This window comes from Nocardia seriolae NBRC 15557 (assembly GCF_007990715.1).
GTDB classification, from domain to species: Bacteria; Actinomycetota; Actinomycetes; order Mycobacteriales; family Mycobacteriaceae; genus Nocardia; species Nocardia seriolae.
Window position 1 is genome coordinate 71,282 of sequence record NZ_BJWY01000006.1, and the last position, 25,752, is coordinate 97,033.

The 25,752-nt window shown below is 68.4% G+C and carries 25 protein-coding genes and 1 tRNA gene; 15 read left to right on the plus strand and 11 right to left on the minus strand.

The genetic code is table 11. From position 1 onward, the window contains the following. Positions 1 to 3 precede the first annotated feature (3 nt). The 4 genes from NS2_RS03130 to NS2_RS03145 all read left to right on the plus strand — a co-directional run bounded on the left by NS2_RS03130 (position 4) and on the right by NS2_RS03145 (position 3,606). Complete coding sequence (locus NS2_RS03130) at positions 4 to 378, plus strand: DUF742 domain-containing protein (RefSeq protein WP_033085504.1); 375 nt, start codon at positions 4 to 6, stop codon at positions 376 to 378. Beyond that, the gene (locus NS2_RS03135; RefSeq protein WP_172416781.1) at positions 359 to 961 is read left to right on the plus strand and encodes a GTP-binding protein; all 603 of its coding nucleotides are present in this window, start codon (positions 359 to 361) and stop codon (positions 959 to 961) included. Before NS2_RS03130 ends, NS2_RS03135 begins: the two co-directional genes overlap by 20 nt. A 176-nt stretch (positions 962 to 1,137) precedes the next feature. Continuing rightward, the gene (locus tag NS2_RS03140) at positions 1,138 to 2,685 is read left to right on the plus strand and encodes a carboxyl transferase domain-containing protein (RefSeq protein WP_033085505.1); all 1,548 of its coding nucleotides are present in this window, start codon (positions 1,138 to 1,140) and stop codon (positions 2,683 to 2,685) included. 63 nt (positions 2,686 to 2,748) lie between these two features. Beyond that, positions 2,749 to 3,606, plus strand: a complete 858-nt coding sequence (locus tag NS2_RS03145) for an aldo/keto reductase (RefSeq protein ID WP_228102616.1) — start codon at positions 2,749 to 2,751, stop codon at positions 3,604 to 3,606. A gap of 2 nt (positions 3,607 to 3,608) precedes the next feature. On the opposite strand, the gene NS2_RS03150 is transcribed toward NS2_RS03145, so the two are convergent. Then, positions 3,609 to 4,739 carry an NAD(P)-binding domain-containing protein gene (locus tag NS2_RS03150; protein ID WP_033085507.1) on the minus strand — a complete coding sequence of 377 codons (1,131 nt, stop codon included), beginning with the start codon at positions 4,737 to 4,739 and terminating at the stop codon, positions 3,609 to 3,611. 82 nt (positions 4,740 to 4,821) lie between these two features. Here NS2_RS03150 and NS2_RS03155 point away from each other — a divergent pair, with 82 nt between their 5' ends. The 4 genes from NS2_RS03155 (at position 4,822) to NS2_RS03170 (ending at position 9,459) form a co-directional block, all read left to right on the plus strand. Then, on the plus strand, positions 4,822 to 5,547 hold the full coding sequence (locus NS2_RS03155) for an enoyl-CoA hydratase (protein ID WP_033085556.1): 726 nt from the start codon (positions 4,822 to 4,824) through the stop codon (positions 5,545 to 5,547). A gap of 41 nt (positions 5,548 to 5,588) precedes the next feature. Beyond that, positions 5,589 to 6,710: an MBL fold metallo-hydrolase gene (locus tag NS2_RS03160; RefSeq protein ID WP_036545836.1), complete on the plus strand. Its 1,122-nt coding sequence runs from the start codon at positions 5,589 to 5,591 to the stop codon at positions 6,708 to 6,710. 29 nt (positions 6,711 to 6,739) lie between these two features. Beyond that, on the plus strand, positions 6,740 to 7,030 hold the full coding sequence (locus NS2_RS03165; RefSeq protein WP_033085508.1) for an antitoxin: 291 nt from the start codon (positions 6,740 to 6,742) through the stop codon (positions 7,028 to 7,030). A 164-nt stretch (positions 7,031 to 7,194) separates the two neighbouring features. Then, a complete protein-coding gene (locus tag NS2_RS03170) occupies positions 7,195 to 9,459 on the plus strand; it encodes an ATP-dependent DNA ligase (protein ID WP_147207069.1) in 2,265 nt (754 codons plus the stop codon). A 9-nt stretch (positions 9,460 to 9,468) separates the two neighbouring features. On the opposite strand, the gene NS2_RS03175 is transcribed toward NS2_RS03170, so the two are convergent. After that, positions 9,469 to 10,113, minus strand: a complete 645-nt coding sequence (locus NS2_RS03175) for a cysteine hydrolase family protein (protein WP_033085510.1) — start codon at positions 10,111 to 10,113, stop codon at positions 9,469 to 9,471. 129 nt (positions 10,114 to 10,242) lie between these two features. Then, the gene (locus NS2_RS03180; RefSeq protein WP_147207070.1) at positions 10,243 to 11,244 is read right to left on the minus strand and encodes an SDR family oxidoreductase; all 1,002 of its coding nucleotides are present in this window, start codon (positions 11,242 to 11,244) and stop codon (positions 10,243 to 10,245) included. A gap of 87 nt (positions 11,245 to 11,331) precedes the next feature. Between NS2_RS03180 and NS2_RS03185 the strand changes: the two genes are divergently transcribed. After that, positions 11,332 to 11,961 carry a TetR/AcrR family transcriptional regulator gene (locus NS2_RS03185; protein WP_033085512.1) on the plus strand — a complete coding sequence of 210 codons (630 nt, stop codon included), beginning with the start codon at positions 11,332 to 11,334 and terminating at the stop codon, positions 11,959 to 11,961. Positions 11,962 to 12,019: 58 nt separating this feature from the next. Here the strand turns inward: NS2_RS03185 and NS2_RS03190 are convergent, their stop codons facing one another. Together NS2_RS03190 and NS2_RS03195 are read right to left on the minus strand one after the other, a co-directional pair. After that, complete coding sequence (locus NS2_RS03190) at positions 12,020 to 12,823, minus strand: maleylpyruvate isomerase family mycothiol-dependent enzyme (RefSeq protein WP_036545820.1); 804 nt, start codon at positions 12,821 to 12,823, stop codon at positions 12,020 to 12,022. Between the two features lie 145 nt (positions 12,824 to 12,968). Beyond that, positions 12,969 to 13,041 (minus strand) — tRNA-Glu (locus tag NS2_RS03195). Positions 13,042 to 13,274: 233 nt separating this feature from the next. Here NS2_RS03195 and NS2_RS03200 point away from each other — a divergent pair. From NS2_RS03200 to NS2_RS03210, 3 genes are all read left to right on the plus strand, one after another. Continuing rightward, on the plus strand, positions 13,275 to 15,392 hold the full coding sequence (locus NS2_RS03200; RefSeq protein ID WP_373456124.1) for an ATP-binding cassette domain-containing protein: 2,118 nt from the start codon (positions 13,275 to 13,277) through the stop codon (positions 15,390 to 15,392). Continuing rightward, the gene (locus tag NS2_RS03205) at positions 15,389 to 16,153 is read left to right on the plus strand and encodes an energy-coupling factor transporter transmembrane component T family protein (protein WP_033085514.1); all 765 of its coding nucleotides are present in this window, start codon (positions 15,389 to 15,391) and stop codon (positions 16,151 to 16,153) included. Before NS2_RS03200 ends, NS2_RS03205 begins: the two co-directional genes overlap by 4 nt. A 143-nt stretch (positions 16,154 to 16,296) precedes the next feature. Then, complete coding sequence (locus tag NS2_RS03210) at positions 16,297 to 16,953, plus strand: DUF8020 domain-containing protein (RefSeq protein WP_306455111.1); 657 nt, start codon at positions 16,297 to 16,299, stop codon at positions 16,951 to 16,953. A 28-nt stretch (positions 16,954 to 16,981) separates the two neighbouring features. On the opposite strand, the gene NS2_RS03215 is transcribed toward NS2_RS03210, so the two are convergent. After that, positions 16,982 to 18,259, minus strand: a complete 1,278-nt coding sequence (locus NS2_RS03215; RefSeq protein WP_158543933.1) for a lipase family protein — start codon at positions 18,257 to 18,259, stop codon at positions 16,982 to 16,984. A 244-nt stretch (positions 18,260 to 18,503) separates the two neighbouring features. On the opposite strand from NS2_RS03215, the gene yczE reads away from it, so the two are divergent. Then, the gene (gene yczE, locus NS2_RS03220) at positions 18,504 to 19,145 is read left to right on the plus strand and encodes a membrane protein YczE (RefSeq protein WP_147207071.1); all 642 of its coding nucleotides are present in this window, start codon (positions 18,504 to 18,506) and stop codon (positions 19,143 to 19,145) included. Positions 19,146 to 19,169: 24 nt separating this feature from the next. On the opposite strand, the gene NS2_RS03225 is transcribed toward yczE, so the two are convergent. Both NS2_RS03225 and NS2_RS03230 read right to left on the minus strand, forming a co-directional pair. Then, positions 19,170 to 19,841: a papain-like cysteine protease family protein gene (locus NS2_RS03225; protein ID WP_096490379.1), complete on the minus strand. Its 672-nt coding sequence runs from the start codon at positions 19,839 to 19,841 to the stop codon at positions 19,170 to 19,172. A gap of 41 nt (positions 19,842 to 19,882) precedes the next feature. Further along, positions 19,883 to 20,230, minus strand: coding sequence for a hypothetical protein (locus NS2_RS03230; protein ID WP_155241544.1), 348 nt, complete (start codon positions 20,228 to 20,230; stop codon positions 19,883 to 19,885). 800 nt (positions 20,231 to 21,030) lie between these two features. On the opposite strand from NS2_RS03230, the gene NS2_RS03235 reads away from it, so the two are divergent. Continuing rightward, a complete protein-coding gene (locus NS2_RS03235; RefSeq protein ID WP_143161473.1) occupies positions 21,031 to 21,387 on the plus strand; it encodes a hypothetical protein in 357 nt (118 codons plus the stop codon). Positions 21,388 to 21,450: 63 nt separating this feature from the next. Here the strand turns inward: NS2_RS03235 and NS2_RS03240 are convergent, their stop codons facing one another. After that, positions 21,451 to 22,908 (minus strand): flavin-containing monooxygenase, encoded by a 1,458-nt coding sequence (locus tag NS2_RS03240; protein ID WP_033085518.1) that lies wholly within the window; start codon positions 22,906 to 22,908, stop codon positions 21,451 to 21,453. An 85-nt stretch (positions 22,909 to 22,993) separates the two neighbouring features. Here NS2_RS03240 and NS2_RS03245 point away from each other — a divergent pair, with 85 nt between their 5' ends. Further along, a complete protein-coding gene (locus NS2_RS03245) occupies positions 22,994 to 24,061 on the plus strand; it encodes an AraC family transcriptional regulator (RefSeq protein WP_033085562.1) in 1,068 nt (355 codons plus the stop codon). On the opposite strand, the gene NS2_RS03250 is transcribed toward NS2_RS03245, so the two are convergent. Together NS2_RS03250 and NS2_RS03255 are read right to left on the minus strand one after the other, a co-directional pair. Beyond that, a complete protein-coding gene (locus NS2_RS03250) occupies positions 24,042 to 24,821 on the minus strand; it encodes a metallophosphoesterase (protein WP_033085519.1) in 780 nt (259 codons plus the stop codon). The two genes, NS2_RS03245 and NS2_RS03250, sit on opposite strands and share 20 nt — an antisense overlap. 135 nt (positions 24,822 to 24,956) lie before the next feature. Continuing rightward, positions 24,957 to 25,745 (minus strand): RluA family pseudouridine synthase, encoded by a 789-nt coding sequence (locus NS2_RS03255; RefSeq protein ID WP_033085520.1) that lies wholly within the window; start codon positions 25,743 to 25,745, stop codon positions 24,957 to 24,959. Positions 25,746 to 25,752: the final 7 nt, after the last annotated feature.

The window sequence follows — 25,752 nt, forward strand, 5'->3', positions numbered from 1 at the left end:
GGGATGGACATAGACAACGAACGCGTTGGGAGCGCCGAGCCGAGCCTGGTTCGCCCCTATTCACTGACGGCCGGTCGCACCCGGCCGAAGGTGGAGCTTGCCCTGGAGGCGCTCGTCGCATCGCATCCGGTCGCCCTAGAGCGGCAGTTCGAACTCACCAATATCGAGACGTCAATCGTGGAGTTGTGCAGAGAATCGCCGTCGGTTGCCGAAGTAGCCGCGCGCCTGGGCATTCCGCTCGGGGTGGCGCGGGTGCTGGTTGCCGACCTCATCGATGCAGGCCATGTGCGGGTATCGGCGACATTGAAAGACGATTCCAGCGACGATGAACGTCGCGAGCTGATCGAAAGGGTTCTCAGTGGACTCCGGCGTATTTGATTCGACGACACAGGTCGACACGCGCACCAGCAAGCCTACGTCGGCCAAGATCGTCGTGGCCGGTGGTTTCGGTGTCGGCAAGACCACCCTGGTCGGTGCCGTGTCGGAGATCGTTCCGCTGCGCACCGAGGCTTTGGTGACCAATGCCAGTGTGGGCGTGGACTCCCTGACCGGGGTCCCGTCGAAGGCCACCACCACGGTGGCCATGGACTTCGGCCGCATCAGCCTGGCCGACGACCTGGTGCTGTACCTGTTCGGCACGCCGGGCCAGTACCGCTTCTGGTTCATGTGGGACGACCTGATCAAGGGCGCCATCGGCGCGGTGGTGCTGGTCGACACCCGCCGGCTGGAGGACAGTTTCGCCGCCGTCGACTACTTCGAGGCGCGCAACCTACCCTTCCTGGTGGCCATCAACGAATTCGATGATGCGCCACGGTATCCGGTCGAGGACATCCGCCAGGCCCTGGCGGTGCCCGCGGACGTGCCGATCCTCTCGATCGACGCCCGCCGCCGGGAGCCGGTGAAGGGCGCGCTGGTCGCGGTCACCGAGTACGCACTCCGCAAGGTCGTACAAGGCTACTGACACACGCGGTAATCGGCGTCGACTGTAGCGACGCCGACTATCGATATGCTCGGCCCAGACCCACCCTCTGGTTCGCGGCGCGTCTCGTTCTGGACTGAGCGGAGCGGGGGAGCGGAGGGAGGGAAGAACGAGACCTCCAGCGCCGCGAACCCGCCCGGAGCGAAGCGGAGGGCAAATTGGGCACAGCGCGGGAATTGCTCGGCGAATTGCTGGATCCCGGTTCCTTTGTGAGCTGGGATCGGCCACCGGTCGTGGTGGCGGCATCGCTCGAGTATCAACGTGAGTTGCTGACTGCTGCGGCAACGGCGGGCACCGATGAAGCGGTGCTCACCGGGGAGGGGTTGCTGCGCGGACGGCGGGTTGCCGTGATCGCGTGCGAATTCGCGTTTCTCGCGGGGTCGATCGGTGTGGCCGCGGCCGAGCGCATTGTGACGGCGGTGGAGCGGGCGACCGAGCTGGGGTTGCCGCTGCTCGCCTCGCCGACCTCCGGTGGCACCCGAATGCAAGAGGGCACAGTCGCTTTCGTGCAGATGGTGAAGGTTGCCGGGGCGATCGCGGCGCACAAGGCGGCGGGGCATCCCTATCTGGTGTATCTGCGCGATCCGACCATGGGCGGGGTGTTCGCGTCGTGGGGGTCGTTGGGGCACATGACTTTCGCCGAACCGGGCGCACTGGTCGGTTTCTTGGGGCCGCGAGTGTACAAGGCGCTCTATGGAAAACGATTCCCCGAGGGCGTGCAGACCGCCGAAAACCTTTACCGCAATGGTGTTATCGACGGCGTGGTGCCGGTGCCGGTCTTCCGCCGCATCGTGCACCGGGCGCTGACCGTGTTCTGTGACAACCCGGTGCCGCTACCCGAGAACCGCGGTGGCCCAACGCCTCCCGCGTCCGGCCGGGGTTCGTTCCTGGCGGGTCCCCAGGAACGCGGCGGCCCGGCCGTGCGTGACACCACCGAGGTGATTGCCTGGCAGACGGTGCTGATCTCCCGGCGTGGGGACCGCCCGGGCATTCGCGAATTGCTGCGCCACGTCAGCGACCGAGTTCCGTTGTCCGGCACTGGACAGGGCGAGCTGGATCGCACGGTCGTGCACGCGCTGGCTCGCTTCCGCGGTCAGCCCTGCGTGGTCTTCGGGCACGATCGGGCCGGTGCGTCGCCCGAACACACCATGGGCCCGGCGGCCCTGCGGGAAGCGCGCCGCAGCATGCATCTGGCCGCGGAACTCCGGGTCCCGCTGGTGCTGGTGATCGATACCGCGGGTGCGTCGCTGTCCCGCGAGGCGGAGGAACGCGGCCTGGCTCCCGAGATCGCCCGCTGCCTGTCCGATCTCGTCACCCTGGACACGCCGACCGTATCGGTGTTGCTCGGGCAGGGCAGCGGCGGCGGCGCGCTGGCTCTGCTGCCCGCCGACCGGGTGCTGGCGGCGGCCAATGGCTGGCTGGCTCCGCTGCCGCCGGAGGGCGCCAGCGCCATCGTTCATCGCGACACCGGCCATGCCCCGAGATTGGCCGCGGCCCAGCGCATTCGCGCGGTGGACTTGGAGGCCGACGGCATCGTCGACCGCATCGTCCACGAATTCCCGGATGCCGCCGAGGAACCGGTGGACTTCGCGCTGCGCATGGTCGAGGCGATCGCCGAGGAGCTGGCGGGGTTGACCGCTCAGCCCATGGCGAAGCTAGCCGCGCAGCGACACCGGCGTTACCGCCGACTGGGTCTCCCATCCTGATCAGCCGAAAAACATTGCACGCTGAGAGTTAACTGACCTGTCCCATTTGCTACGGTCGGAATGGTGACGTACCGCAGTGAGACCAGCGCAATCCCCGCGATCGTCCTGGGTGACGGCCAGGTCATGCCGAAGCTCGGGTTCGGCGTGTACAAGGTTGCCGGGGACGAGGCCGCCGGGACCATCTCGACCGCCCTGGAACTCGGCTACCGCAGTATCGACACCGCTTCCTTCTACGGCAACGAGGACGCCGTGGGCCGCGCGGTCCGGGAATCGGGCCTGCCCCGCGATGAGGTCTTCGTCACCACCAAGCTGTGGAACGCCGACCACGGCTACGACGCCGCCATGCGCGCCTTCGACGCCAGCCTGGAGCGACTGGGCCTGGACACCATCGATCTCTACCTGATCCACTGGCCGCTGCCGTCGGCCGATCTCTACGTCGACACCTTCCGCGCGCTGCAGGCGCTCAAGCGGCAGGGCCGGGTGGTCTCGATCGGTGTCTCCAACTTCACCCGGGCGCAGCTGGAGCGGGTGATCGCCGAGACCGGCGAGGTCCCGGCCATCAATCAGGTTGAGCTGCACCCGTATTACGCGCAGTCCGAGCTGCGGGCCTTCCACGCCGCGCACGGCATCGTGACCGAGGCGTGGAGCCCGCTGGGCCGTGGCGCGGAGTTCAACGATTCGGTGGTCATCGCGCTGGCGGACCGGCTCGGCCGGACCCCGGCGCAGATCATCCTGCGCTGGCACATGCAGCTCGGGAATGTGGCGATCCCGAAGTCCATGACGCCCGCGCGGATGGCCGAGAACCTGGCCGTCTTCGATTTCGAGCTGACCGGGCGCGAGATGACCCAGATCGCCGGGATCGACAAGGGCGCGCGCCAAGGCGCGGACCCCGAAACCATGGATATGGACGCGCCGGTCTGAGATCAGGCCGCGGTGCGGGCGGGAATGCCCAGGTAGGAAGTCAATTCGACGGCGGCCGCCCGGCCCGCGCGATTCGCGCCGATGGTGCTGGCCGACGGGCCGTACCCGATCAGATGGATGCGCGGATCGGCGTCGACCTGGGTGGCCAGACGACCGGCCATCTTGATGCCGCCGCCCGGCCCGCGTAGTCGCAGCGGGGCCAGATGGTCGAGTGCGCTGCGGAATCCGGTGGCCCACAGGATGACATCGGCGCGCTGGAAATCGCCGTCGGCCCAACGGATTCCGTCCGGCTCGAGGTGGTCGAACATGGGCTTGCGCGCGAGTACGCCGCGCGCCTCCATGGCCTTGACCCGCGCGTCCTCACGCAGCCCGGTCACCGACACCACCGAGCCGGGCGGAAGTCCGCGCCGCACCCGGTCTTCCACCATGGCCACGGCCGCGCGCCCGTCCTCGGGCGCGAATTGCCCACGGCGGAAGATTGGTTCGCGCCGGGTCACCCAGGTGGTGGTGGTCACCTGCGAAATCTCGTCCAGCAGTTGGATGGCGGTGATCCCGCCGCCCACCACGACCACGTGCCTGCCCTCGAATTCGCCTGCGGTGCGGTAATCGTGGGCGTGCAGCTGGCGGCCCGCGACGGTCTCCGCACCCCGGTAATAGGGAATGAACGGCTTGTCCCAGGTGCCGGTGGCATTGACCAGCCCGCGCACCTTGAGCGTCCGCGCTGGCTTCAGCTCCGCGTGCAGCAGCCCGTCGACCTCCTGGTTCGGGCAGGTCGCGGCGGTGGCGCGGTCGCACACCACGGTCACCGACACCGGCCGGTGCACCCGCAGATCGAAGCGCTGCTCGTACAGGTCGAAGTAGCGCGGCACGGCCGTGGCGGCCTGCACCTGCTCCGATCCCGGCGGCAGCGTCTCGTCGAACGACATCCCGGGAAGATCGTGGACCCGATTGACGTTGCCCAATGTCAGTGAGGGCCATCGGAATTGCCACGCCCCGCCCGGCGCGGGGGAATGGTCGACAATGAGGAAGTCCCGTTCCGGCCGCAAGCCGAGGCGGTGCAGGTGGTAGCCGACCGACAATCCGGCCTGTCCGGCACCGATCACAAGGATGTCGACATCGGGTGTTGCGGTCACGGACCCGACGGTACGCCCACTTAGAGTGAAAGCCGATCATGGCTAGGTAGCGCAGGTGAGTTGGACAGTGGGGAAGGGACAGATGCTCGGAGTCAGCCGCGATGGCGAGGTTGTGACCATCGAACTGCAGCGTCCGGAACGCCGGAACGCCCTGAACGGGGAGCTCATCGCCCGCCTGCGCGCGGCGCTCGAGGAGGCCGCGAAGTCGGCGCGGGTGATCGTGTTGACCGGTCAGGGGCCGATCTTCAGCGCGGGCGCGGATCTGGACGGGGTGTATTCGGACAGCTTCCTCGGGGAACTGCTCGGCATGCTGCGCACCATCGAGACGATTCCGGTGCCGGTCATCGCCGCCATCAACGGTGGCGCGCTGGGCGCGGGCGTGCAGCTGGCGCTGGCGTCGGACCTGCGGGTCATGACGCCGGACTCGTTCATCGCCGTGCCCGCCGCGAAACTCGGTATCTCCGTTGACCGTTGGACGGTGCGTCGACTATCGAACCTGATCGGCCCCGGTCCGGCGCGCACCATCCTGCTGGGCGCGGAGCGGGTCCAGGCCGCGGACGCCTACAACTTCGGCTTCGCCAACAAGATCGGCACGCTGGCCGACGCCCAGGCCTGGGCCAAGCAGATCGCCGAGCTCGCGCCGCTGTCGCTGCGGCACCTGAAGCTGGTCTTCAATGACGACGACACCCGCGGGCCCGACACCGCCGAGCAGAGCGCGGCCCTGGACGCGGCCTGGCAGAGCGGCGACGCGCGGGAGGCGCGTACGGCACGCCAGGAGAAACGGCCCGCGAAGTTCGAGGGCCGATGAACGGGCAGCGCGCGGCCGCGAATACGCGGAAACTGGTGGGTATGGCTGCGGGTGCTTTCGGTATTTCCTGGTTGTTCCGGGCGGCGTGGGGAATCCCCACCGCCATGGGCGCGTCCATTTCCGCGATCGCGCCGACCGCGCACGGGACGAGCGCGTATCGCGATAGGCAGTTTCACAACACCGAGCCGAGCAGTCAGCTCACCGGGTCGCCGGTCGAGCTGATGTATCAGCTGGTCACTCAACGCAATAACGGCCGCCCACCGGGTGAGATCCCGCTGGTGACGCCGGAGTTGCCGCAGCAGGCCGGGGATCTGGCGGTCACCTGGTACGGGCACGCCACCTGCCTGGTGGAGGTGGACGGGTACCGGGTGCTGGCCGATCCGGTGTGGAGCGAACGGGTGTCGCCGTCGCCGCTGGTGGGTCCGGCCCGCCTGCATCCGGTGCCCTCGCCGCTGTCGGCGCTGCCGCCGCTGGACGCGGTGCGCATCTCGCACGACCACTACGACCACCTCGATCGCGAGACGGTGATGGGCCTGGTGGACAGCCAGGACTGCGTGTTCATCGTGCCGATCGGCATCGGCGCGCACCTGCGGCACTGGGACGTGCCCGAGCAGCGCATCGTCGAATTGGATTGGGCCGCTTCGGTTTCGCTGTCGGAGCTGGAGCGCGATCGCGGTGACGGCACCGATCTGGTGATCACCTGCTCGGAGGCGCGGCACTTCTCCGGGCGGGGTCTGGTCCGCAACACCACGCTGTGGGCGTCCTGGTCCATCTCCGGCCCGACCCGGCGGGTCTACTTCGGCGGCGACACCGGCTACACCAAGGCGTTCGCGGAGGCGGGTGCCCGGCTGGGCCCGTTCGATCTGACGCTGCTGCCCATCGGGGCCTACGACCGGCACTGGCCGGACGTGCACATGAACCCCGAGGAGGCGGTGCGCGCCCACGCCGATCTGTGTGTCGGTGACGCAGGTCACGGGTTACTGGTGCCGATTCACTGGGCCACCTTCAATCTGGCCTTCCACGGCTGGTCCGAGCCGGTGCGCCGGCTGGTGGCCGCGGCGCAGTCCGCGCAGACACGAATCGCCGTGCCGAAGCCGGGACAGCGGATCGACCCGATTGGCGTCCCACCACGGGATACGTGGTGGGAAGATGTTCGCCAGTGACCGAAGACCGAGAGTGAAGGAGCAGGGCTGTGGGTTTTGTGGATACGCTCAAGGGACTGGTCGGCAAGAACGCCGAAAAGATCAAGGAAGGCGTCGACAAGGCCGGGCACGCCATCGATGAGAAGACCGGTGGCAAGTTCTCGTCCCAGATCGACAAGGGCGCGGAGGCGGTCAAGAACGCCATTCCGACCGAGGCGGCAGCCGAGGCTCCGGCGGAAGCTCCCGCCGAACCGGCCGCCGAGCCCGCGCCCGCCGAGGCGGCGGCCGAACCGGCCCCGGCGGCGGAACCCGCTCCCGAGGGCGACAAGCCCGCGGAGTAGTCGTACCGGTCGTTCCACGGGCCGTTCGGAAGTGGCGCACAGGCGTCGCTGACCCGAACGGCCCGTTGGCGTTTCGTGTCCCGATTCCGGTGCGGCCCCATCGGGTTCCGCAGAAGGCGCAGGTCTATGGAGCCGTTGTCGGTGGTGGGACATAAACTGCTTTTATGGGGTCCCGCAGGGATTTCGGGGGTATCGAGGTTGGGCTGACCAACCTCGATAAGGTGCTGTACCCGGCCACCGGGACCACCAAGGGGGAGGTCATCGACTATTTCACCGCGATCGCGCCCGCATTGCTGCCGCATATCGCGGAGCGCCCGGTGACGCGCAAGCGGTGGCCCAATGGGGTCGAGGAGCAGTCGTTCTTCGAGAAGAATCTGGCCGAGCACGCGCCGAAGTGGTTGGAGCGCAGGACCGTTCAGCATTCCGATCGGCCGGTGACTTATCCGCTCATCGACAATGTGGCGGGGATGGCGTGGCTGGGGCAGCAGGCGGCGCTGGAACTGCATGTGCCGCAGTGGCGTTTCGACGGGGCCGAGGTCGGGGACATCACGCGGCTGGTGTTCGATCTGGATCCCGGGCCGGGGGCGGGGCTGGCGCAGTGCGCCGAGGTGGCCTTGATGCTGCGGGACGTGGTGCGCGAGGTGGGGCTGAAGGCGTATCCGGTGACCAGCGGCTCCAAGGGGATTCACGTGTACGTGCCGCTGGATCGCCGGCTCGGGCCGAACGGGGCGTCGGCGGTGGCCAAGCAGGTGGCAACCAACCTGCAACAGCTGCGACCGGAACTGGTGACGGCGAATATGTCCAAGGCGATGCGGGATCGCAAGGTGTTCCTGGACTGGAGTCAGAACAATCCGGCCAAGACCACCATCGCACCGTATTCGCTGCGCGGACGGGCCGAGCCGTGGGTGGCCGCACCGCGCACGTGGGAGGAGATCGAGCAGCCGAAGAGGTTGCGGCACTTGCTGTTCGAGCAGGTGCTGCGGCGCTGGGAGGAGCAGGGGGACCTGCTCGCGGGGTTGGACGAGCCGCTGGCGGAACCGGTTCCGGACCGCCTCGACACCTATCGATCCATGCGCGACCCGGCGCGTACGCCCGAGCCGGTGCCGCCGGATCCGCCCACGGCCGGGCCGGGAAACCGGTTCGTGGTGCAGGAGCATCACGCGCGGCGGCTGCACTGGGATCTGCGATTGGAACGTGACGGGGTGCTGGTTTCGTGGGCCGTGCCCAAGGGGCCGCCCACCGATACCGGCGAGAACCGGCTGGCCGTGCACACCGAGGACCATCCGATGGAGTACCTCACCTTTCACGGGTCGATTCCCAAGGGTGAGTACGGCGGCGGGGAGATGACCATCTGGGATACCGGCACCTACGAGACCGAGAAGTGGCGCGACGACGAGGTCATCGTGCGGCTGCGCGGGGAACGGCTCGACGGGCGCTACGCGCTGATCCAGACCAATGCGAATCAGTGGCTCATGCACCTGATGAAGGATCAGCCACTGCCGGAAGGCAATGGGGCGCAGCAGGTTACATCCAAGCGGTCGCCCGCGCCCATGCCGCACGGATTGACGCCCATGCTGGCCACACCGGGTGATGTGACGACGCTCGATGCCGAGCACTGGGCGTTCGAGACCAAGTGGGACGGGTTCCGGTTGATCGCCGAGATCGAGGACGGCGCTGTCACCTTGCGCAGCCGCGCCGGGCACGTGGTCACCGGCAGATATCCCGGGGTCGCGGCGCTGGGCTCCGAATTGGCCGGGCACAGTGCGGTTCTCGACGGTGAGGCGGTGGTTTTCGACGATCACGGCGGCGCGAATCTCGGCCTGCTACGCGAGGATTCGAAGCGGGCGGTCTTCCTGGCCTTCGATCTGCTGTACCTGGACGGCACCTCGCTGGTCCGCAAGCGCTACGACGACCGGCGAAGTGTGCTGGAAGCGCTTGCCGCGCAGGCGCGTTCGCTGATCGTGCCGCAGCAGCTGAAGGGTTCCGGCGCGGAGGCCCTGCGCTACAGCCAGGATCACGGGATGGAGGGGGTGGTCGCCAAGCGGCGCGACTCCGTCTACCTACCCGGGCGGCGCGGCCAGTCCTGGATCAAGACCCGGAACTGGCGCACGCTGTCGGTGGTGGTCGGCGGGTATCGGCGTTCGGAGGTGCGGCAGTTCGCCTCGCTGCTGGTGGGGGTGCCGCACGAGGGGGAGCTGTACTACCTGGGCCGGGTCGGCACCGGATTCAGCGAGCAGGAGATGAGCGAGCTCGCCGACCGCATGCGGCGCACCGAACGCAAGACCAGCCCCTTCGGCAACGAGCTCACCGCCGATGAGCGCAAGGACGCGGTCTGGGTGACCCCGAGACTCACCGGCACGGTCCGCTTCATGAACTGGACCGAGACCGGACGCCTGTGGCATCCGGCCTGGATTCCCAGCTCCGACTGACGTTTTCGGCTAGCTCGTCTTCTCCAGCAGCGGCACGACGGTGTCCACGTCGGTGACGATGGCGTGCCCCTGGAACTCGAATTCCTCCCAGGCGCGCCGTTTTCCGGGTTCGTCGCGCCCGCCGACCGCGTCGTTGACGACGATCGGCAGGAAGCCCAGATCGGTGGAATGGGTGACGGTCGGCGCGATCCCGATCTCGAGGGCCACGCCGACAATGGCGTACGCGCCGATGCCGAGGTCACGCAGGGTGGAGGCCAGCGGCGTGCCCTCGAAGGCCGACATCGTCGTCTTGTCGAACACCACCTCGCCGGGCTGCGGCGCCAACTCCGGAACCAGCTGGAACCCCGGCGTATCCCGTTGCAGGATCGGCACGATCTCGTCGACCGAGCCCACCCCCTGCCAGCTCATCGCCATCCGCAGCGCGAACGTGCCCATCAGCCGCTTGGGCAGGAAGAAGTGCCGCAGAAAGATCACCGGATACCCGCCGCGCCGAGCCGCCTCGACCACCTTCGCGACCCGCTCGGTGATCCGCGCCCCATCCTCCAGCTGCCCGAGCACCCCGACCTGCATGTCATAAACGATCAGCGCCATCTTCTCCGGCGAGCACACATCCTCGAGTGTCTCCGGAATCTCCAGCCCGTTCCCGCGCCGCATAAGCCCTCCGCAATCTCCCTCTGTCCCACCCTCTTTCGCCACCCTACGCCTCACCCGAGCATGATCAGGGAGCTCTCAGCGCGGGAAATCGGACGATCCGCCGCGCCCGGAGCTCCCTGATCCCGAGCCTCACGCGACGGCGCGCTTGGCGGTGCCGGGGTCGGTGACGAGGCCGAATTCGATGAGGGAGGCGGCGGTGTCGAGCAGGGAGTCGGCGACGGGGCGCTGACGCCAGCCGAGTTCGGATTCGATCCTCGCGGCGCTCAGGTGTTCCTCGCGGCCCAGGTAGCGCAGCGCGGTGCGGGCGTCGGCATTGAAGGGGGCGCTCAGGCGGACGAGCCAATCGGGTAGGACGCGGGTCGAGACGCGGTAGCGGCGGGCGAGGATGTGCGCCATGTCCGGGAACGAGATCTGGTCGCCCGCGCAGATGTAGCGGTTGCCCGCGGCCTTCGGGGATTCCATGGCGAGGCGGTGGGCGACGGCCAGGTCGCGGACGTCCACGGTCGCGAAGTTGAGGCGCGGCACCCCCGGCATGCCACCGGCCAGCAGCGCGCGGATGCCGTCGACGGAGGTGCCGATCTCGGGGCGCAGGATCGGCCCGATGATCATGGCCGGATTGATCACGGCCAGTTCGATTTCCGGGTGTTCGGCGACGAAATCCCAGGCGGCGCGCTCGGCCAGGGTCTTGCTCTTCTGGTAGGCGTCGCACGCCGCAAGGTCGGACCAGTCGGCCTCGGTGAGCACGCGGCCCTGATGGCCGGCGTGGATCGCCGCGACCGAGGAGGTGAGGACCACGCGCTCGACCCCGCTCGCGGCGGCGGCGCGCAGCACGCGCCGGGTGCCGTCCACTGCCGGGCGCACCAGCTCGTCCTCGTGCTGCGGCTCGGCCGAGGGGAACGGTGAGGCGGTGTGCACGACGTAGCGGCAGCCCGCGACCGCCTCCGCCCAGCCGGTGTCCGAGCCCAGGTCGGCCTCGACCAGTTCGACGCCGGGCAGGATTCCGGCCACCGCCGCGGCGCGTTGGACGGACCGCACGGTACCGCGCACCCGGTACCCGCGGCCGAGTAGTTCCTGGATGACATGGCCCGCGACGTAGCCGGACGCGCCGGTGACGAGAACGAGATCGGACATGGTCGAACCCCAATCTGAGCAGTGTTTAGAATCTAAACAATGTATAGATTGCGAGGCCGCAGAGCGTCAAGCCCTTACGCTCATCCCATGCCGCCGACCAAGGACCGCTATCACCACGGAGACCTCCGCGAGGAACTACTGCGCGCCTCCCTGCAGCTGATCGAGTCCGAGGGTCTGGCCGCGGTGAGCCTGCGCAAGGTCGCCCGCGAGGCCGGCGTCAGCCCCGGCGCGCCGTACCACCACTTCGCCGACCGGGCCGCCCTGATGTCCGCGCTCGCCGCCCGTGGCTTCGAAATCCTCGGCGCGGCAATGACTTCCGCCCGTGAAACCGCCCCCGACCCCCGCGCCGCCCTGATCGCCATGGCCACCGGCTACGTCGACTTCGCCCGCGACCACTCCGCCTACTTCCGAATCATGTTCCGCCCCGAGCTTTCCCAGCCCGACAAGCACCCCGACACCGAGGCCGCAGGCGATGCCGCCTTCGCCGTCCTCGAAGCCACCGTCGCCGATGCCGTCGCCTCCGGCTTCCTCCCCGCCGCCGACGCCGAAACCATGGCCCTGGCCTGGTGGTCCCTCGCCCACGGCATGGCCTCGCTCACCGTCGACGGCAAATTCGCCCTCCGCGCAACCCAATCCGGCACCACGCCCCAGGCCCTCGCCACCCGCATCACCCGAATCTTCGCCGACCTCATCGACGGCCGGGGAGCGACCGACTAGGGCCGCCCGCGCACATCGAAATCCGGGGTCGTCGGCGAGCGTGTCCCCGCGGCGCCGATCAGCCGCTGACGTGGGCGGTGTTGTCGAGCCACTGCCGGGCGAGAGCGATGTCGCCGTCGACGCTGATGCCGGTGGCCGTGTGGTCGGCAAGGGGGAGTCGTCGGGTCAAGGTCAGCAGCAGCGATTCCGCCGGGCCACTCACCGTCACGTCGGCGGGCTGGGTTCCGGGCCGCCACGTCGCCGCGTCGGGCCGCCGTTCGACGAACCACGCGCCCGTGTCGTCGGCGATGTCGGTGGCCAGCCACTGCAGCCGCTGCCCGCTGCCCCGGAGAGCGTGGGCGGACTCCGGCCGCCGCATCTCCCAGGTGGGGGAGGTGAGCATCGCGAGGTGGTTGGTGATGAGCGCGGCGGCGATCTCGGCATCGATGGCAGCAGGCCGGTCCGCGGCGTTGGCGGCGTCGAAGCCGTGGATCACGGCCTCGTTGAGCATGCTGGACAGCCAGAACCGAGTCCCGGACCGCCCGTCGGCGGCGGGGTTGAACACCGGCGCGTCGAGCGCGTCATCGGAACACGCGTTCGCGACCCGCCGCGCGGACTCCGCCAGCCACGCTTGCCATGCGCCGGGATCGGCGGGGACCTCGGCCATCTCCATGGGCAGCTGCGCGGGTTCGGTGATGCGCTGCTCGATGATCTGCGCAACCCAGTGCTGGCTTTGGCCCACGTGTTCGACCAGATCGGTGATCGTCCATTTCGGCGCGGTCGGCACGGTTGCGTCCGGCCCGGCCGCGGCGGCGGACTCCGCGAGACGCCGAGTGTGTTCGACGATCGCCCGCCGGGTGCGTTCGCTGTTCGGCTCGGTCATGAGATCACCCTTCCGTAGGCCCGTTGCACTCGATATGACCGGCGGCACCCGCCGAACTCATCGGTCCCGCGCCAACTCCCTCAGCCGAATCCGTGCGGCACAACTACTCCCGACGATCGGCCGACACCCCCGGCTGAATATTCGGCCGCGAAGACGGGAATCGAACCCGTGCCTTCCCGTCTGAGCGAATGGTGCTCTACCAACTGAGCTACTTCGCGACCGCTGCCAACCGTAAGCCTTGAAAATCCTTGCGGCAAGGGGATACTCGCGGCACGAGTGGCCAGGGGCCGAACGGTCCTGGCACCCGCACATGGCTGCATATCGCGCTGACCGAATCGGTCGGCGCGGTATGGAGATGGGGGTGACTCGGGTGTGGGGGTATTGCCCGGAGTCTGTGGAGATGTTGAGAGGTCGCGGTGGGGTGGGGGTGGGACACGGCAGACTGGTAGGCGTGACCGATTCGTACCGGATTCGCGGTGGGCTGGCTGAGCAGGTGGGCGCGGCTCGCGGCGGGAAATCCGAGGTAGAGCTGCCCTCGGGGGCTTTGCGGCCGATTGAGCTGGCGGCCGGGGCCGTGTTGGGCGGGGCGACCGTGGCATTGGTGACCGTGGGGTCGCTGGTGCCGTTCGCGGCGGCGCTGCAACTGGTGGCGGCGGTGCCGATGGGGTTGCTGGCGCATCGGAATCGGTTTCGGGTGCAGTTCGCTACGACGGTCGCCGCGACATTGGTGACGTTCGTGGCGGCGGGGTTGTTGTCCGCGGAGAACCTGGTCGGGGTGGCGGTGATCGGCGGGATCATCGGGACGGTCAAGCGCCGGCGGGGTGGGCTGCCCGTGGTGGTGGTGCTGTCGGGGCTGGCCGGATTCGTGATGGCGGCCATGGCGGTGGGGATGTTGCAGGCCCTGTCGCGGTCGCGGCATCTGCTGTTCGACAATCTCCGCAATACCGCCGAGGGGCTGGAAAACCTTGCGGCGCGGCAATCCTCGCTGGAGCCGGTGGGCCGCTGGATCGCGAGCTTCACCGAGACGGTGCTGCACTGGTGGTGGGCGTTCATCGGCGGCGGCATCATCGCGGCAATGGTGGTCAGCGGCATCGTGTCGTGGTTCGTGCTGGGCTCGGTGCTGGATCGGCTGACCTGGCTGCCGGGGCGCAATGATCTGCTGGACGCACCCATCGACGACCGACCGGTTGCTCCGCTACCGGTCACCCTGCGCGGCGTCGCCTTCCGCTATCCAGGGGCGCGCACCGACGCGCTGTCCGGCATCGATCTCACGGTCGCGGTCGGCGAGTTCGTGGCCATCGTCGGCCACAACGGATCCGGAAAGTCCACGCTCACCAGGCTTCTCGCGGGCCGCCCAGCTACCGGCGGAACGGTGACCCGCCCCGGCGCGGCGGGCCTCGGCGTGCGCGGCGGCACCGCCATGGTGCTGCAACGCCCGGAAAGCCAGACCCTCGGCGTGCTCGTCGCCGACGACGTGGTGTGGGGCCTGCCCACCGCCTACGCCGCCACCGTGGATATCGAATCCCTGCTGGCCGAGGTCGGATTGGCGGGCATGGGCGGCCGCGAGACCGCGACCCTGTCCGGCGGCCAGCAGCAGCGGCTCGCCGTGGCCGCCGCCCTGGCCCGGCAGCCCACGCTGCTCATCGCCGACGAGGCCACCTCCATGATCGACCCCGAGGGCCGCCGTGATCTGGTGGCCCTGCTGGCCGCACTGCCCAGACGCCATCCCATGGCGGTTATCCTGGTCACCCATCACGAGGCCGACGCGGCCGCCGCCGACCGCGTCGTCCACCTGGCGGGCGGCCGTTCGGTCGACCATCTCCCCGCCTGGCCGCGTCCGGTCGGCGACCCGAGACGGCGGCCGATGGGCGATCCCATTCTCGAATTGCGCGGTGTCGGGCACACCTACAACCGCGGCACCCCGTGGGAAGCCCCCGCGCTGCACGACGTGGACCTGACTGTCCGCCGCGGCGAGGCCCTGCTCATCGTGGGCGGCAACGGTTCTGGCAAGTCGACCCTGGCCTGGATCCTGGCCGGGCTCACCATGCCCACCGCGGGCAGCTGCGACCTGCGCGAATTCACCAAGACCCGCCCCGTGCACAAGCGAATCGGGGCGGTGCAGCTGGCCTTTCAGCATTCCCGCCTGCAACTGCAACGCCAGACCGTCGGCGAGGAGATCGAGGACTGGGGCGGCCGCGGCACCTACGCGGTGGCCAAGGCCCTGGACGCCGTCGGCCTGGACCGCGCGCTGGCCTCCCGCTCCGTCGAGGAACTCAGTGGCGGCCAGGCCAAACGCGTGGTGCTGGCCGCGATCGTGGCGAGCCACCCGCAGGTGGTGGTGCTCGACGAGCCGCTGGCCGGCCTGGACCCCGAGGGTCGCGCGGGCGTGGTGGATCTGCTTGCCCGACTACGGGATTCGGGACTCACCCTGATCGTCATCTCGCACGACGTGGCCGACACCGCCACCGTCTGCGACCGCATCGTCCAGCTCCGCGACGGCCGCATCGTCGAGGGCGATGCCGCCCCGGCGCGATTCCCGTCCCACGATTTCAGCGGAGGCGTCCGATGAGCAGCGTCGTCCTGCGCGAGGTGCCGGTCGACAGCCCGGTGCACCGGCTCTGGGCCGGTACCAAGATGATCGGCGTCTTCGTCTTCAGCCTGCTGCTGATGTTCATTCCGTCGTGGGCGCTGCTCGGTGTCGCCGCGGTGTTCCTGGTGGCGGTCTTCGTGCTGGCCAGGCTGCCGCTGGGCACGCTGCCGCGGTTCCCGTGGTGGATCTGGATCGGCATCGCGATCGGCGCGGCCATCAACGTGCCGGTCGGCGGCGCCGCGATGGTGCGCTATGCGCAGGTCATCGTGTTCGGATTCCTGCTGCTCGGCGCGACCTTCCTGGTCGCCTGGACCACCCCGATGGGTGAGATCGCGCCCGCGCTGGCCAAACTCGGTGCGCCGCTGAAGAGGATCGGCTGGGCCCGGCGCGGTGTACGCCACCGCGTCCCGGTCGACGAGTGGGCGGTGGTGGTGGCGCTGACCCTGCGCGGCCTGCCGCTGTTGCTGGAGGAGATGCGGGTGCTGCGCGCGGCCCGCAGACTGCGGCCCAAGGATTCGCTGCTGCATCGCGCCTCGGAGAATCCGCTGGTCGATATTCTGACCGCGAGCATGGCCGTATCCAGCCGCCGCGCGGGCGAACTCGGTGAGGCCATCACCACCCGCGGCGGCACCGGCGAGCTCACCGCCCGCCCGGGCGCACCGGGCCGCGGAGATGTGGCGGCACTGCTGGTGATGGCTTTGATGTGCGCCATCGGGATCGGTGTCGAACTGCTGTTTTAACGGCACTCGAGCCGAAAATTATTCGGAGTGTCGGTGTCGCGCGCTACCGTGAAGCCGATAGAACGCGTTGCTGACCGCAACCGGGCTCGCACATGTCAAAGGGGGAATTCCGCTCACGAGCCGCGTGTTGCCACGAACACCTGATGAAGATTGGACTTCTCATGAAGCTGCGCAAGATCACGGCTGTCGCCGCTCCGGTCGTCACCGCCGTCGCCATCGCCGGAGCCGGTGTGGCACATGCCGATTCGGCGGTGCCGGATATCGGCTACCAGACCCAGCTGCTCGGCAATACCGTCGTCACCACCCTCACCAACGGCCGCTTCGAGCTGGCCGGTGGGACGGCGAATATCAAGGACGCCTCGGGCGCCACCGTGCTCAGCCTGCCGCTGTCCTTCGAACAGGACGGCCTGAGCTACCGGTTGCCCACCGGTGTCAGCGAGGACGGGGCCACGCTGAGCCTGACCGCGGTCAAGGACATCGCGGCGGCCACGCCGGTGCTGCACCCGGTGGCCTCGTTGAACGAGAACACCCGCGCCATGCAGGCTTTCAGTAGCCAGTTCGGAATCGCCACCGCCATCGGCAGTTTCGTCGGTCTGGCGATCGGCGCCGCGGTCGGCGCCATCGGATTCTTCGGCGGCGCCTTCGGTTTGGCGACCGTACCGGTCGCGGCGGCCGTCGGCGCGATCATCGGCACCCTGGTGGTCGGCGGCCCGACGCTGCTCATCGCCGGTGTCGATCTGATCAGCACCCTGGTCGGCGCGCCCGGCACCACCAAGTGGGCCGAGCCCGGCGACCACTGATCACAGACGTCGGGTGCACCGTGCTGACTCAGCGCACGGTGCACCCGGCAACCACCGGCACGCCCGCGAAGCGGTCGGACAGAAAGTTCATGGCGCCCAGCGCTTCTCCGAGCGCGGCGGGATTGTGGCCGGGGATCGTGGAGTGCACGGCGGTGAGGGTCGTGCCCAGCTCGCAGTAGCGGTCGACGAGGGCGCTGAAGCCCGCCGACGGGATCACGTCGTCGGAATTGCTGTGGTACAGGTACAGCGGCACGTCGGGTCCCCAGCCGCCCAGCTCCTGATGGCCGGTGGCGGTCCGGAAGGCCGGGCTGCCGAGCAGATCCGGGACGGTCGAGTAGTCGTCCAGGTGCCGGAAGAGGTGATGCACCACCAGGTCGCCGCCGCAGGAATCGGCTTCCCGGGCCAGTAGCGCGTGTCCCGCGGCATTGAGGGTGTCCGCGAGGCCCGAGCCGGAATCGTTGCGCGCCAAGGTGATCAGGATCAGGACGGCGAGACCCGCCTGATAGCTGCCGTCCACGCCGCGCGCGACGGCGGGCAGGTCGGTCGGCACCCCGCCGGAGGTCACGCCCGCGAACCAGAGCTCGGGCGCGTAGCTTGCCCGCAGCTGCATGGCCCACAGGGTCGCGAACGCCCCGCCCGAATAGCCCCACGCGCCGAGCGGACTGGCGTCGGTGATGCCGAGCGGCGCAAAGGATTTGGCGGCGCGCACCCCGTCCAGGACGCCGCGGCCCGAGTTCACGCCGTCGAAGAAGCGCGATTGCGCCCCCTCGTAGTCCGACACCACCACGGCCCAGCCGCGATGAATCGCCTCGGCCAGGAACGGGACGTCGAGCAGAGTGGTGGCAATGGAGAAGTCGCGCCCGCCGCGCAGCGCGAACGATGGCGCGCAACGGGTTCCGAGGCTGTCCTCGGCGATCTGATACGACAGCAGCGGCCGGTCGCCGGGGCCGATCCAGGGGGTGGGCGGCTCCAGCACCGTGGCCACATCGGCTGCGGCCTCCCCGGCGGAGTCGGTGGTCCGGTATTGCAACTGCCAGCCCGCGACCGGCAGCGGGAGTCCGAACACGGCGATCGGCCTGGAGTTCAGGATCGCGCCATTCTCGAACTCCCCCAACGAGATCGGGGCCGTGTAGAACGGATCATCGTCGGGATAGGGAATGTCGGCGTGGGTGCCGGGCACCGCGACCACCGCCGCCAGCAGGGTGACGGCACCGATCAGCCCGGCTCGCCGCCAGGGCCGAAATCCTTGTGAGTGTTCCCCCGTCGCCCGCGCGCGTGCCCCGAACCATGCGCCATCCCGCCGCATAACGCCCTCCAGCGTCGTATCACCCGACGCTCCAGACCACGGACTCGCACTTCGCGCCGATAAGAAACTCCGGCGCATCGGAGATCCAAGGTAACCGCGGGCGTGTCCGCCGGTCAACGATGCTGCGCGCGTCGCAAGCACGGCGTTGCGCGGTTTCTAGCACCGAACAATATATCCAGATACAGGTCCAGCAATTGGCAACTGGCTCTACCGATGGCATGCCAGTTGCTTCGATGCTCGATCAATGTTGTTGCGCCGCCTCATCGCCCTGTATGTCGGACTGTGGTTGTACGGCTTCTCCATGGCCGTCATGATTCGCGCCGCGCTCGGCCTGGATCCGTGGGATGTGTTTTATCAGGGCGTGGCTGACCACGTGCCGCTGAGCTTCGGCACGATCACCGCGATCACCGGTGCGGCGGTGTTGCTGGCCTGGATTCCCTTGCGGCAGTGGCCCGGCCTGGGCACGGTCAGCAATGTCATCGTTATCGGCGTCTCGGTGGATGCCGGGTTGTGGCTGCTGCCGGAGTTGCAGGCGGTGCCGGTGCGGATCGCGGCCATGGCCGCGGCGGTGGTGCTGAACGCGGTGGCGACGGTGCTCTACATCGGCGCGGGCATGGGTCCGGGGCCGCGCGATGGCCTGATGACTGGCCTGGTCCGCCGGACCGGGAAACCGGTCTGGCTGATTCGCACCGGTCTGGAGGCGACGGTGTTGTCAGTCGGCTGGATCCTCGGCGGCAGTGTGGGCGTGGGGACGCTCGTCTACGCCTTCGGCATCGGGCCGTTGATCCAGCTCATGATCCCGTACGTCGATCGCTTCCTGCCGGGCTTCCACGGTGACAAGCCCGCGGCGGCGGCCGAGCCCGCCGCGGAATCGATGGCGGCCTGACACGCCGCACTCGAAACCCTATCCTTAGGAACCCGTTCCGGCGGGCGCGGTCTTTTTGATGTTGTAAACCTGGCCGAACCAGTTGAATTCGGCGTTGTGCTGATAGCTGGAGAACGATCGGGTGACGTAACGCTCGCTGGTCGGCCACGGATCGCCGTAGGTGATGGTCTGCGCTTCGGTGTCGTAGCCGAAGATCACGTGATTGTGGCCACCGTTGCCATCGGTCCACTGGATGTTCGTCTCGATCGGCTGGTTGGCGTCGATCTGTTGCTGCACGCTCGACAGCTGGGTGAATGCTCGCGAGATCTGAGCGTCGAATCCTGTCTGGGCGTATCCGTGCGCCACCATCGCCAGGTCGGCCGGGTTGTTCGGGCACTCGCCGACCGGCAGCATATTGTGCGCGGCCAGGCAGAAACCGTTCTGGCTGATGGGGTTTCCGAGAAATGCCCCGGTCGCGGCCCAGCACCACTCGTCCCGCTGCTGCACTTGCTGTCCGAAGGGCAGCGTCCTCGCACCCGGGATTTCCGAGCCCGCCTCCGGCGGCTGCGGAATGCCGAGTGTCGGCCTCACACCCTGCGGGCGATGGCCGATGGACTGCGACGGCGGTACGGGTGCGGCAGGGGGTTGCGCCGCTGCCGCTGCGCCACTCGCCGCCGAGAACGCCGCAATGGCAGCCACACAGAACGCTTTGGTCATGATCAAGGGCGTCCCTTCCGTAGTCGGTGTAGCAGAGGTCGTCAGCTGGCGAGTGCGGCCCGTAATTGGCTGGGGGTCAACGACTTGCCGACCAGGTCGCGCCGCAGCTGTGATGCGATCGCCTGCGCTCCGGTCGCGGTCCAGGCGAACCAGGTGTTGGTGTGATGATCCAGCAGTAGCCGATCCCCGGGCCCGAGGTGAGTCGCCATCTCGCCCTCCTGGTTGCCCGAAGCGACCGCGTCGGGGATCTGCGATCCATCCGGGCCCACGGTGATCTCCAGGGTGTCGGGGACATCCCGGTCGTCGAAACGAACCGGGACCGCGAAATATGAGAATCGCCCGAGATGCTCGACCGCGTCATCACCCGCGAGGAACGCGGGAGCGATCACGTACACGGGCACGGTGCGCGAAGGATCTGGATGCGCCGCCCATTGGGCAGACCCCAATTGCGCTGCCGCAAACGACGACAGCAGCCTCGCGCACTGGGTGCTCGACACGGTGTCCGCGACAGCGGCCGCCTGCGCGGCAGACAAGCGCGAATCCGCACCCTGGGGTCGGGATGAACACCCGCCGACAGCCAACAACACTGCCAGGACAATGCCGGTCGCCCCTTGCGCCAGATCCCTCGTTGCTTTCCGCTGACGGAGCACAGGCGGATGCTAATCCACACCGCAGCCTGCACTTATCCACCATCGCCATCGTCGAGCTCGCTGCGGCGAGTCGGACAATTGTCAGCGGATGCCCGACGCGATCGACCACACGCCAACCCATCAACGACCGAACAGCCGTGTCGACCAACACACTGGAATCGCAGGCATAACCGGATGCTCGGGCCTTTGGCTGTCCGAACTGACCTGGGGGGTTTTCGCCTTCCATGGCCGGTGCGGACTGGACCCGGAGGATCGCGGGAATCCCCAGTTGTGAAAGAGCCTCGGACATGAACCGGGGTAGTTGGGTCTCACCTCGGTCCAGCTCGTGGGCGATCAAACTGAACGAAGAGTTCCTCGGGGAGGGCTGAATCGGCCCGCTGCCGGGCGCGGCGCGTGACCAAGGGCACCGGTGAGGTGGGGTCGTGGGAGGGGAGGTGGTGACGTTGTGCTCTTGGGGTGGGGGTGTGGGGAACGGCAGGGTTGGAGGTAGGCGGATGCCGAATCCCTTGCCGGGATGGATGATTCGGGAGGATCAGAAGATGAAACCGTTGTCGGAATCGTTGCGGGATCTCGCGGCGCGGGTGCAGCAGTTCGAGGAGTCGTCGGCTGCGACCCGGGAGAAGAATGTGGCGGCGCTGCAGGCCAAGAAGGAGGATCTCGCGGCCACCTTCGGACACGAGGGGAAAGAGATCGAGAAGACCGCGGCGGAGCTGCGGGAGGCCGCGCAGAGCTGGTGGGCCGACACCCGGGAGGCGCTGGAGCGTCAGATCGGGCTGGTGCGGGCCGATTTCGAGAAGTGGCAGACCGAGCTGAAGACGCAGCATGCCACCGGGCCCGCGGCGGAGAGCAAGCCCGCCGTGGAGAGCAAGCCGGTCGAGCCGGCGGGCAAGTCCTGATCGAACACCGGTGCCCTGGAACCGCGGCGGCCGTCCCCTGATCGGGTCGGCCGCCGCGGCAGGTCACGGGGTCGCCGCCGGTGTGCGGAGGTAGTCGGAGAGACGGAGTTTGCGGGTGCGGCGGCGGTAGCTGCGGGTGATGCCGGGCCAGTTGTTGGTGATGCGGCCGGAGGCGGTGCGGTACCAGCTGGTGCAGAAGTTCCAGGGGGTTCGGGCCAGGCGCTTCTGAAGGGCGTCGTTGAAATCACGTTCGATGTCGGGGCGGACTTCCAGGCAGGTGCCGGGCCGCTCGGCCAGAAGTTGCACCGCGTGACGGATGTAGCGGGCCTGGGATTCGATCATGTAGATGATGGAGCCGACGCCCAGATTGGTGTTGGGGCCGTAGATCATGAACATATTGGGGAACTCGGGGACGCTGATGCCGAGGTAGGCGTGCGCGCCGTCGGACCAGACGTCGCCCAGGTTGTGGCCGCCGCGGCCGCGAATCTTCATGGGCCACAGGAATTCGGTGCCCTTGAAGCCGGTGCCGTAGATGATGACATCGGCTTCGTGCAGGACGCCGTCGGCGGTGCGGATGCCCTCGGGGACGATCTCGGTGATCGGGGTGGTCTCGACCGAGACATTCGGCTCGCACAGCGCGGGATAGAAGTCGCTGGAGAACAGGCCGCGTTTGCATCCGATGGGGTAGTCGGGGGTGAGCTTGGCGCGCAGGACCGGATCGGTGACCTGTTCCTCCAGATGTTTCTCGGCCATCCGGGACACCATGCGCACGATGCCGGGGAATTCGACCAGCCCCAGCGCCACGAATTCGCCGAGGATCCACCACGAGAACCGTTCGGCCACCGGCATTCCCGGAATCTCGATGAGGATCCGCTGATGGATCGGCTTGTAGTCGGTGTCGAATTTGGGCAGCACCCACGGCGCGGTGCGCTGGAACACCGTCAGATGCCCGGCCTTCGGCTGGATCTCGGGCACGTACTGGATGGCGCTGGCCCCGGTCCCGATGCAGGCCACCCGCTTCCCGGTCAGCTCGACCTCGTGATTCCACTGCGCGGAGTGGAAGGATTCCCCGGCGAAGAGCCCGATCCCGGGAATCGACGGCATGGCCGGGCGCGACAGCTGCCCGACCGCGGGCACCAGCACGTCGGCAGTGCGGGCCACCCCGTCGGCGGTGCGCACCGTCCACCGCCCGGTCCCGGTGTCGAATTCCGCCTCGGTCACCTCGGCCCCGAACACGATGGAATCGAACAGCCCGTGCCGCCGCGCCACCCCGCGCATGTATTCCCAGATGTCCTCGCGCGTCGAGTACCGCTGCCGCCACTTGGGTTTGGGTTCGTGTGCGAAAGAGTACAGCGGTGACGGCACATCGCAGGCCGCGCCGGGATAGGTGTTCTCCCGCCAGACTCCGCCCAGGTCAGCGGCCTTCTCCAGGATGGTGAACTCGCGGAAGCCATTGCGCTGCAACTCGATCGCGATGCCGAGCCCGCCGAATCCCGCACCGATGATGATGACCGACGGCATGTGGTGCTCCTCACATCGAAGTCCCTTCTCAGGGTAGGAGCGAGTAGTGGGCGACCTGATCGAGAATTTCGGCCATAATCAGGCTATGAGCACGGTGGCGGAGGCGGGAATCCGGGATTGGGACTTCCCGCGCGGCGTGGCGAGCGTCGTTCTCATGGTGGGGTTCGCCCGCGAGTACGGGGTCCCGACGGCCCGCATGCTGCACGGCAGCGGCCTCACCGAGAAACAGCTGGCGGACCCGGACGCGCAGATCGACGCGCACACCGAGCTCGCGGTGATCCGGAACCTGGTGCGGGAGCTGGGCGTCCGGCCGAACCTGGGGTTGGAGGTGGGGCGGCGGTATCGGATCTCCACCTTCGGCATCTTCGGATTCGCCTGCGTCTCCAGCCCCACCCTCGGCGAGGCCATCTCCTTCGCGCTGCGCTTCCTGGAGCTGAGTTTCACCTTCTGTATTCCGGCCGCCCGTTGGCAGCCGGGCGAATTCGTGGCCCGCATCCACGACGAGCGGGTGCCCGTCGATGTGCGGCGCTTCCTGGTGGAGCGCGATGTGACGGCCATGCACCAGGTGCTGTCGGACCTGCTCGGCCACCGCGTCGAGCTGCTGCGCGCCGACTTCGATTTCCCGGCCCCGTCCGATCTCGGCCTCTACACCGAAATCTACGGTCTGGAACCGCATTTCGGCCAGCCCTACACCGCCTTCAGGCTGGATCCGGCGATGCTCGAGCAGCCGCTGCCGCAGGCCAACGAGCACACCTGGGCCATGTGCCTGGCCCAGTGCCGGGACCTGGTCGAGCGCCGCCGCGCCCGCACCGGCATCGCGGCCGAGGTGCGGGGGCTGCTGGTCCCGCGCGGCGGCCTGGACGGATTCGCCGCGCCACCCGGAATCGATTCCGTGGCAAGGGATCTCAATATGAGCACCCGCACCCTGCGCCGCCACCTGGACGCCGCGGGCACCAGCTACCGGCAGCTGCTGGACGAGGTGCGCCGCGCGCTCGCGGAGGAAATGCTCACCGCCACACCGCTTTCGGTGAGCGATGTGGCGATCCGGCTGGGTTACGCGGAGGCGTCCACCTTCATCCACGCCTTCAAGCGGTGGACCGGGACCACCCCGTCGGTCTACCGGCGCGGCGCGCTCACTCAGCCGGTTCGCTGAGCCAGCCGCCCATGCCGACGGGACGGAACATGGACAGCAGTCCGGCGTCGGTAATGGAGTGGAACACCAGCGACGGATCCGGCGCGAAGTCGATCGGCACGTGTCCCGGTGCGGCCGTTTCCCATTCGCAGCCGATGGTGGAGGACACGCTGGGCGCGACGATCAGCGGCTTGCCCGCGAACATGGTCATGATCCCCGCGTGCACGTGCCCGGTGAGGACGGCGGCGATGCGCGCGTCACCCGCCACGATCTCGGCCAGGCGCTCGGGATTGGTGAGCCGGATGGGGTCGCAGACGGTGGACTGCACGGCCCGCGGCGGATGGTGCATGGCGATCAGCACCACGTCATCGGCGGGCGTCTGTTCCAGGACGTCCCCGAGGAAGGCGTAGGTGACCTCGTCGAGGTGGCCCTCGGGCTTGCCGGGAATGCTGGAGTCGAGCAGGGCCAGGGTCACGCCGTCGCCGCGGTGCACATTGTTGATGGGCTCGTAGCTCGGGTCCTGGCCGAAGAGCACCTGCCGCATATTGCCGCGGTCGTCGTGATTGCCGGGCAGCACCAGCACGGGAACGTCGGCGGCGAAGGCCGCGCGCGCCTGCCGGTACTCGTCGACCTCGCCCTCGTCGGTGATGTCACCGGTGACGAGGATGACGTCCGGTCGCTGCGGCAGCTCGGCGAGGAAGGCCATGACCCGTTCGGCGCGTTCGACATTGCGCGTACCCATGTTGAAGTGGGTGTCACTGAGCTGAGCCAGCAGAACCATCGGCGTTCGCTTTCTGTGAAGGGCCGCATCTTTGCGCCCGGGCGTGCCGCCGCACCGCGGTCACCCCCAACAGGCTAATTGACCTGCCCCGATGTACACCCGGTGAGACCCGCCACCCAATATAGCGAACCAATATCAATGCGAGGTCGGGGTGATGCCGGTCATGAGTTCGCTTGCGCTGCTCAATAGTTGCCGCGGGTCGTCGGTGATCGGCGTCGGACCGGGTTGCCAGAAATCCGCTCCCGGGTCGGCCTCGAGTTCCAGTAGACCATTCGGACGCCAGGGGGCGTCCAGGGTCAAACGCCACGAATGCAGATGGGTGCGGGCGAACGCGCCGGACTTGTCGAAGAGGGGGTCGCCGACGATGGGGTGGCCGATCCAGGCCAGGTGCACGCGGATCTGATGGCGGCGGCCGGTCAGGGGGCGCAGCGCCAGCACGGTGTGCGCGTCGGTACGGGCGACGGTCGCGAACTCGGTGATCGACAGATAGTTCTTGCCCGCGAGCACATCCCGCGCGTCGACGAGCCAGGTGTCGCCCTCGCGGCGGATGCTCTCGCGGGGTGCGGCGATGCGGACCCGGTTCTTGCGGCCGACGCTCAGCGGCAGGTCGATGACGCCGCGGTCGGGCAGGCCGGTCGAGGCGGTGACGGCCAGGTACGCCTTGCCCGCGGTGCGCTTGTTGAACTGCCGGGTCAGCACGCCGTGCGCGGGCAATTCCTTGGCCAGCAGCACCAGACCCGAGGTGACCTTGTCGATCCGATGCACCGGGTAGAGCGTCTCGCCCTGTGCCGCCGCCATTTCCACGATGTCGGTGTCGTGGCGCTCGCCCGTCACCGAGATGCCGGCGGGCTTGTTCAATGCCAAGACCGCCGCATCCTCGAGGATCAGGCACTGTTCGCGCAGTTCGGGCCACGATGTCTCCACCGCGCCC

What these genes read in the sequence shown, in the direction of transcription:
- NS2_RS03130 (WP_033085504.1), top strand. Translation starts at nt 4, where the DNA reads ATGGACATAGACAACGAACGCGTTGGGAGCGCCGAGCCGAGCCTGGTT.
- NS2_RS03155 (WP_033085556.1), top strand. Translation starts at nt 4,822, where the DNA reads ATGCTCGGAGTCAGCCGCGATGGCGAGGTTGTGACCATCGAACTGCAG.
- NS2_RS03160 (WP_036545836.1), top strand. Translation starts at nt 5,589, where the DNA reads ATGGCTGCGGGTGCTTTCGGTATTTCCTGGTTGTTCCGGGCGGCGTGG.
- NS2_RS03170 (WP_147207069.1), top strand. Translation starts at nt 7,195, where the DNA reads ATGGGGTCCCGCAGGGATTTCGGGGGTATCGAGGTTGGGCTGACCAAC.
- NS2_RS03175 (WP_033085510.1), bottom strand. Translation starts at nt 10,113, where the DNA reads ATGCGGCGCGGGAACGGGCTGGAGATTCCGGAGACACTCGAGGATGTG.
- NS2_RS03180 (WP_147207070.1), bottom strand. Translation starts at nt 11,244, where the DNA reads ATGTCCGATCTCGTTCTCGTCACCGGCGCGTCCGGCTACGTCGCGGGC.
- NS2_RS03185 (WP_033085512.1), top strand. Translation starts at nt 11,332, where the DNA reads ATGCCGCCGACCAAGGACCGCTATCACCACGGAGACCTCCGCGAGGAA.
- NS2_RS03190 (WP_036545820.1), bottom strand. Translation starts at nt 12,823, where the DNA reads ATGACCGAGCCGAACAGCGAACGCACCCGGCGGGCGATCGTCGAACAC.
- NS2_RS03205 (WP_033085514.1), top strand. Translation starts at nt 15,389, where the DNA reads ATGAGCAGCGTCGTCCTGCGCGAGGTGCCGGTCGACAGCCCGGTGCAC.
- NS2_RS03210 (WP_306455111.1), top strand. Translation starts at nt 16,297, where the DNA reads ATGAAGATTGGACTTCTCATGAAGCTGCGCAAGATCACGGCTGTCGCC.
- NS2_RS03215 (WP_158543933.1), bottom strand. Translation starts at nt 18,259, where the DNA reads ATGCGGCGGGATGGCGCATGGTTCGGGGCACGCGCGCGGGCGACGGGG.
- yczE (WP_147207071.1), top strand. Translation starts at nt 18,504, where the DNA reads ATGTTGTTGCGCCGCCTCATCGCCCTGTATGTCGGACTGTGGTTGTAC.
- NS2_RS03225 (WP_096490379.1), bottom strand. Translation starts at nt 19,841, where the DNA reads ATGACCAAAGCGTTCTGTGTGGCTGCCATTGCGGCGTTCTCGGCGGCG.
- NS2_RS03235 (WP_143161473.1), top strand. Translation starts at nt 21,031, where the DNA reads ATGAAACCGTTGTCGGAATCGTTGCGGGATCTCGCGGCGCGGGTGCAG.
- NS2_RS03240 (WP_033085518.1), bottom strand. Translation starts at nt 22,908, where the DNA reads ATGCCGTCGGTCATCATCATCGGTGCGGGATTCGGCGGGCTCGGCATC.
- NS2_RS03245 (WP_033085562.1), top strand. Translation starts at nt 22,994, where the DNA reads ATGAGCACGGTGGCGGAGGCGGGAATCCGGGATTGGGACTTCCCGCGC.
- NS2_RS03250 (WP_033085519.1), bottom strand. Translation starts at nt 24,821, where the DNA reads ATGGTTCTGCTGGCTCAGCTCAGTGACACCCACTTCAACATGGGTACG.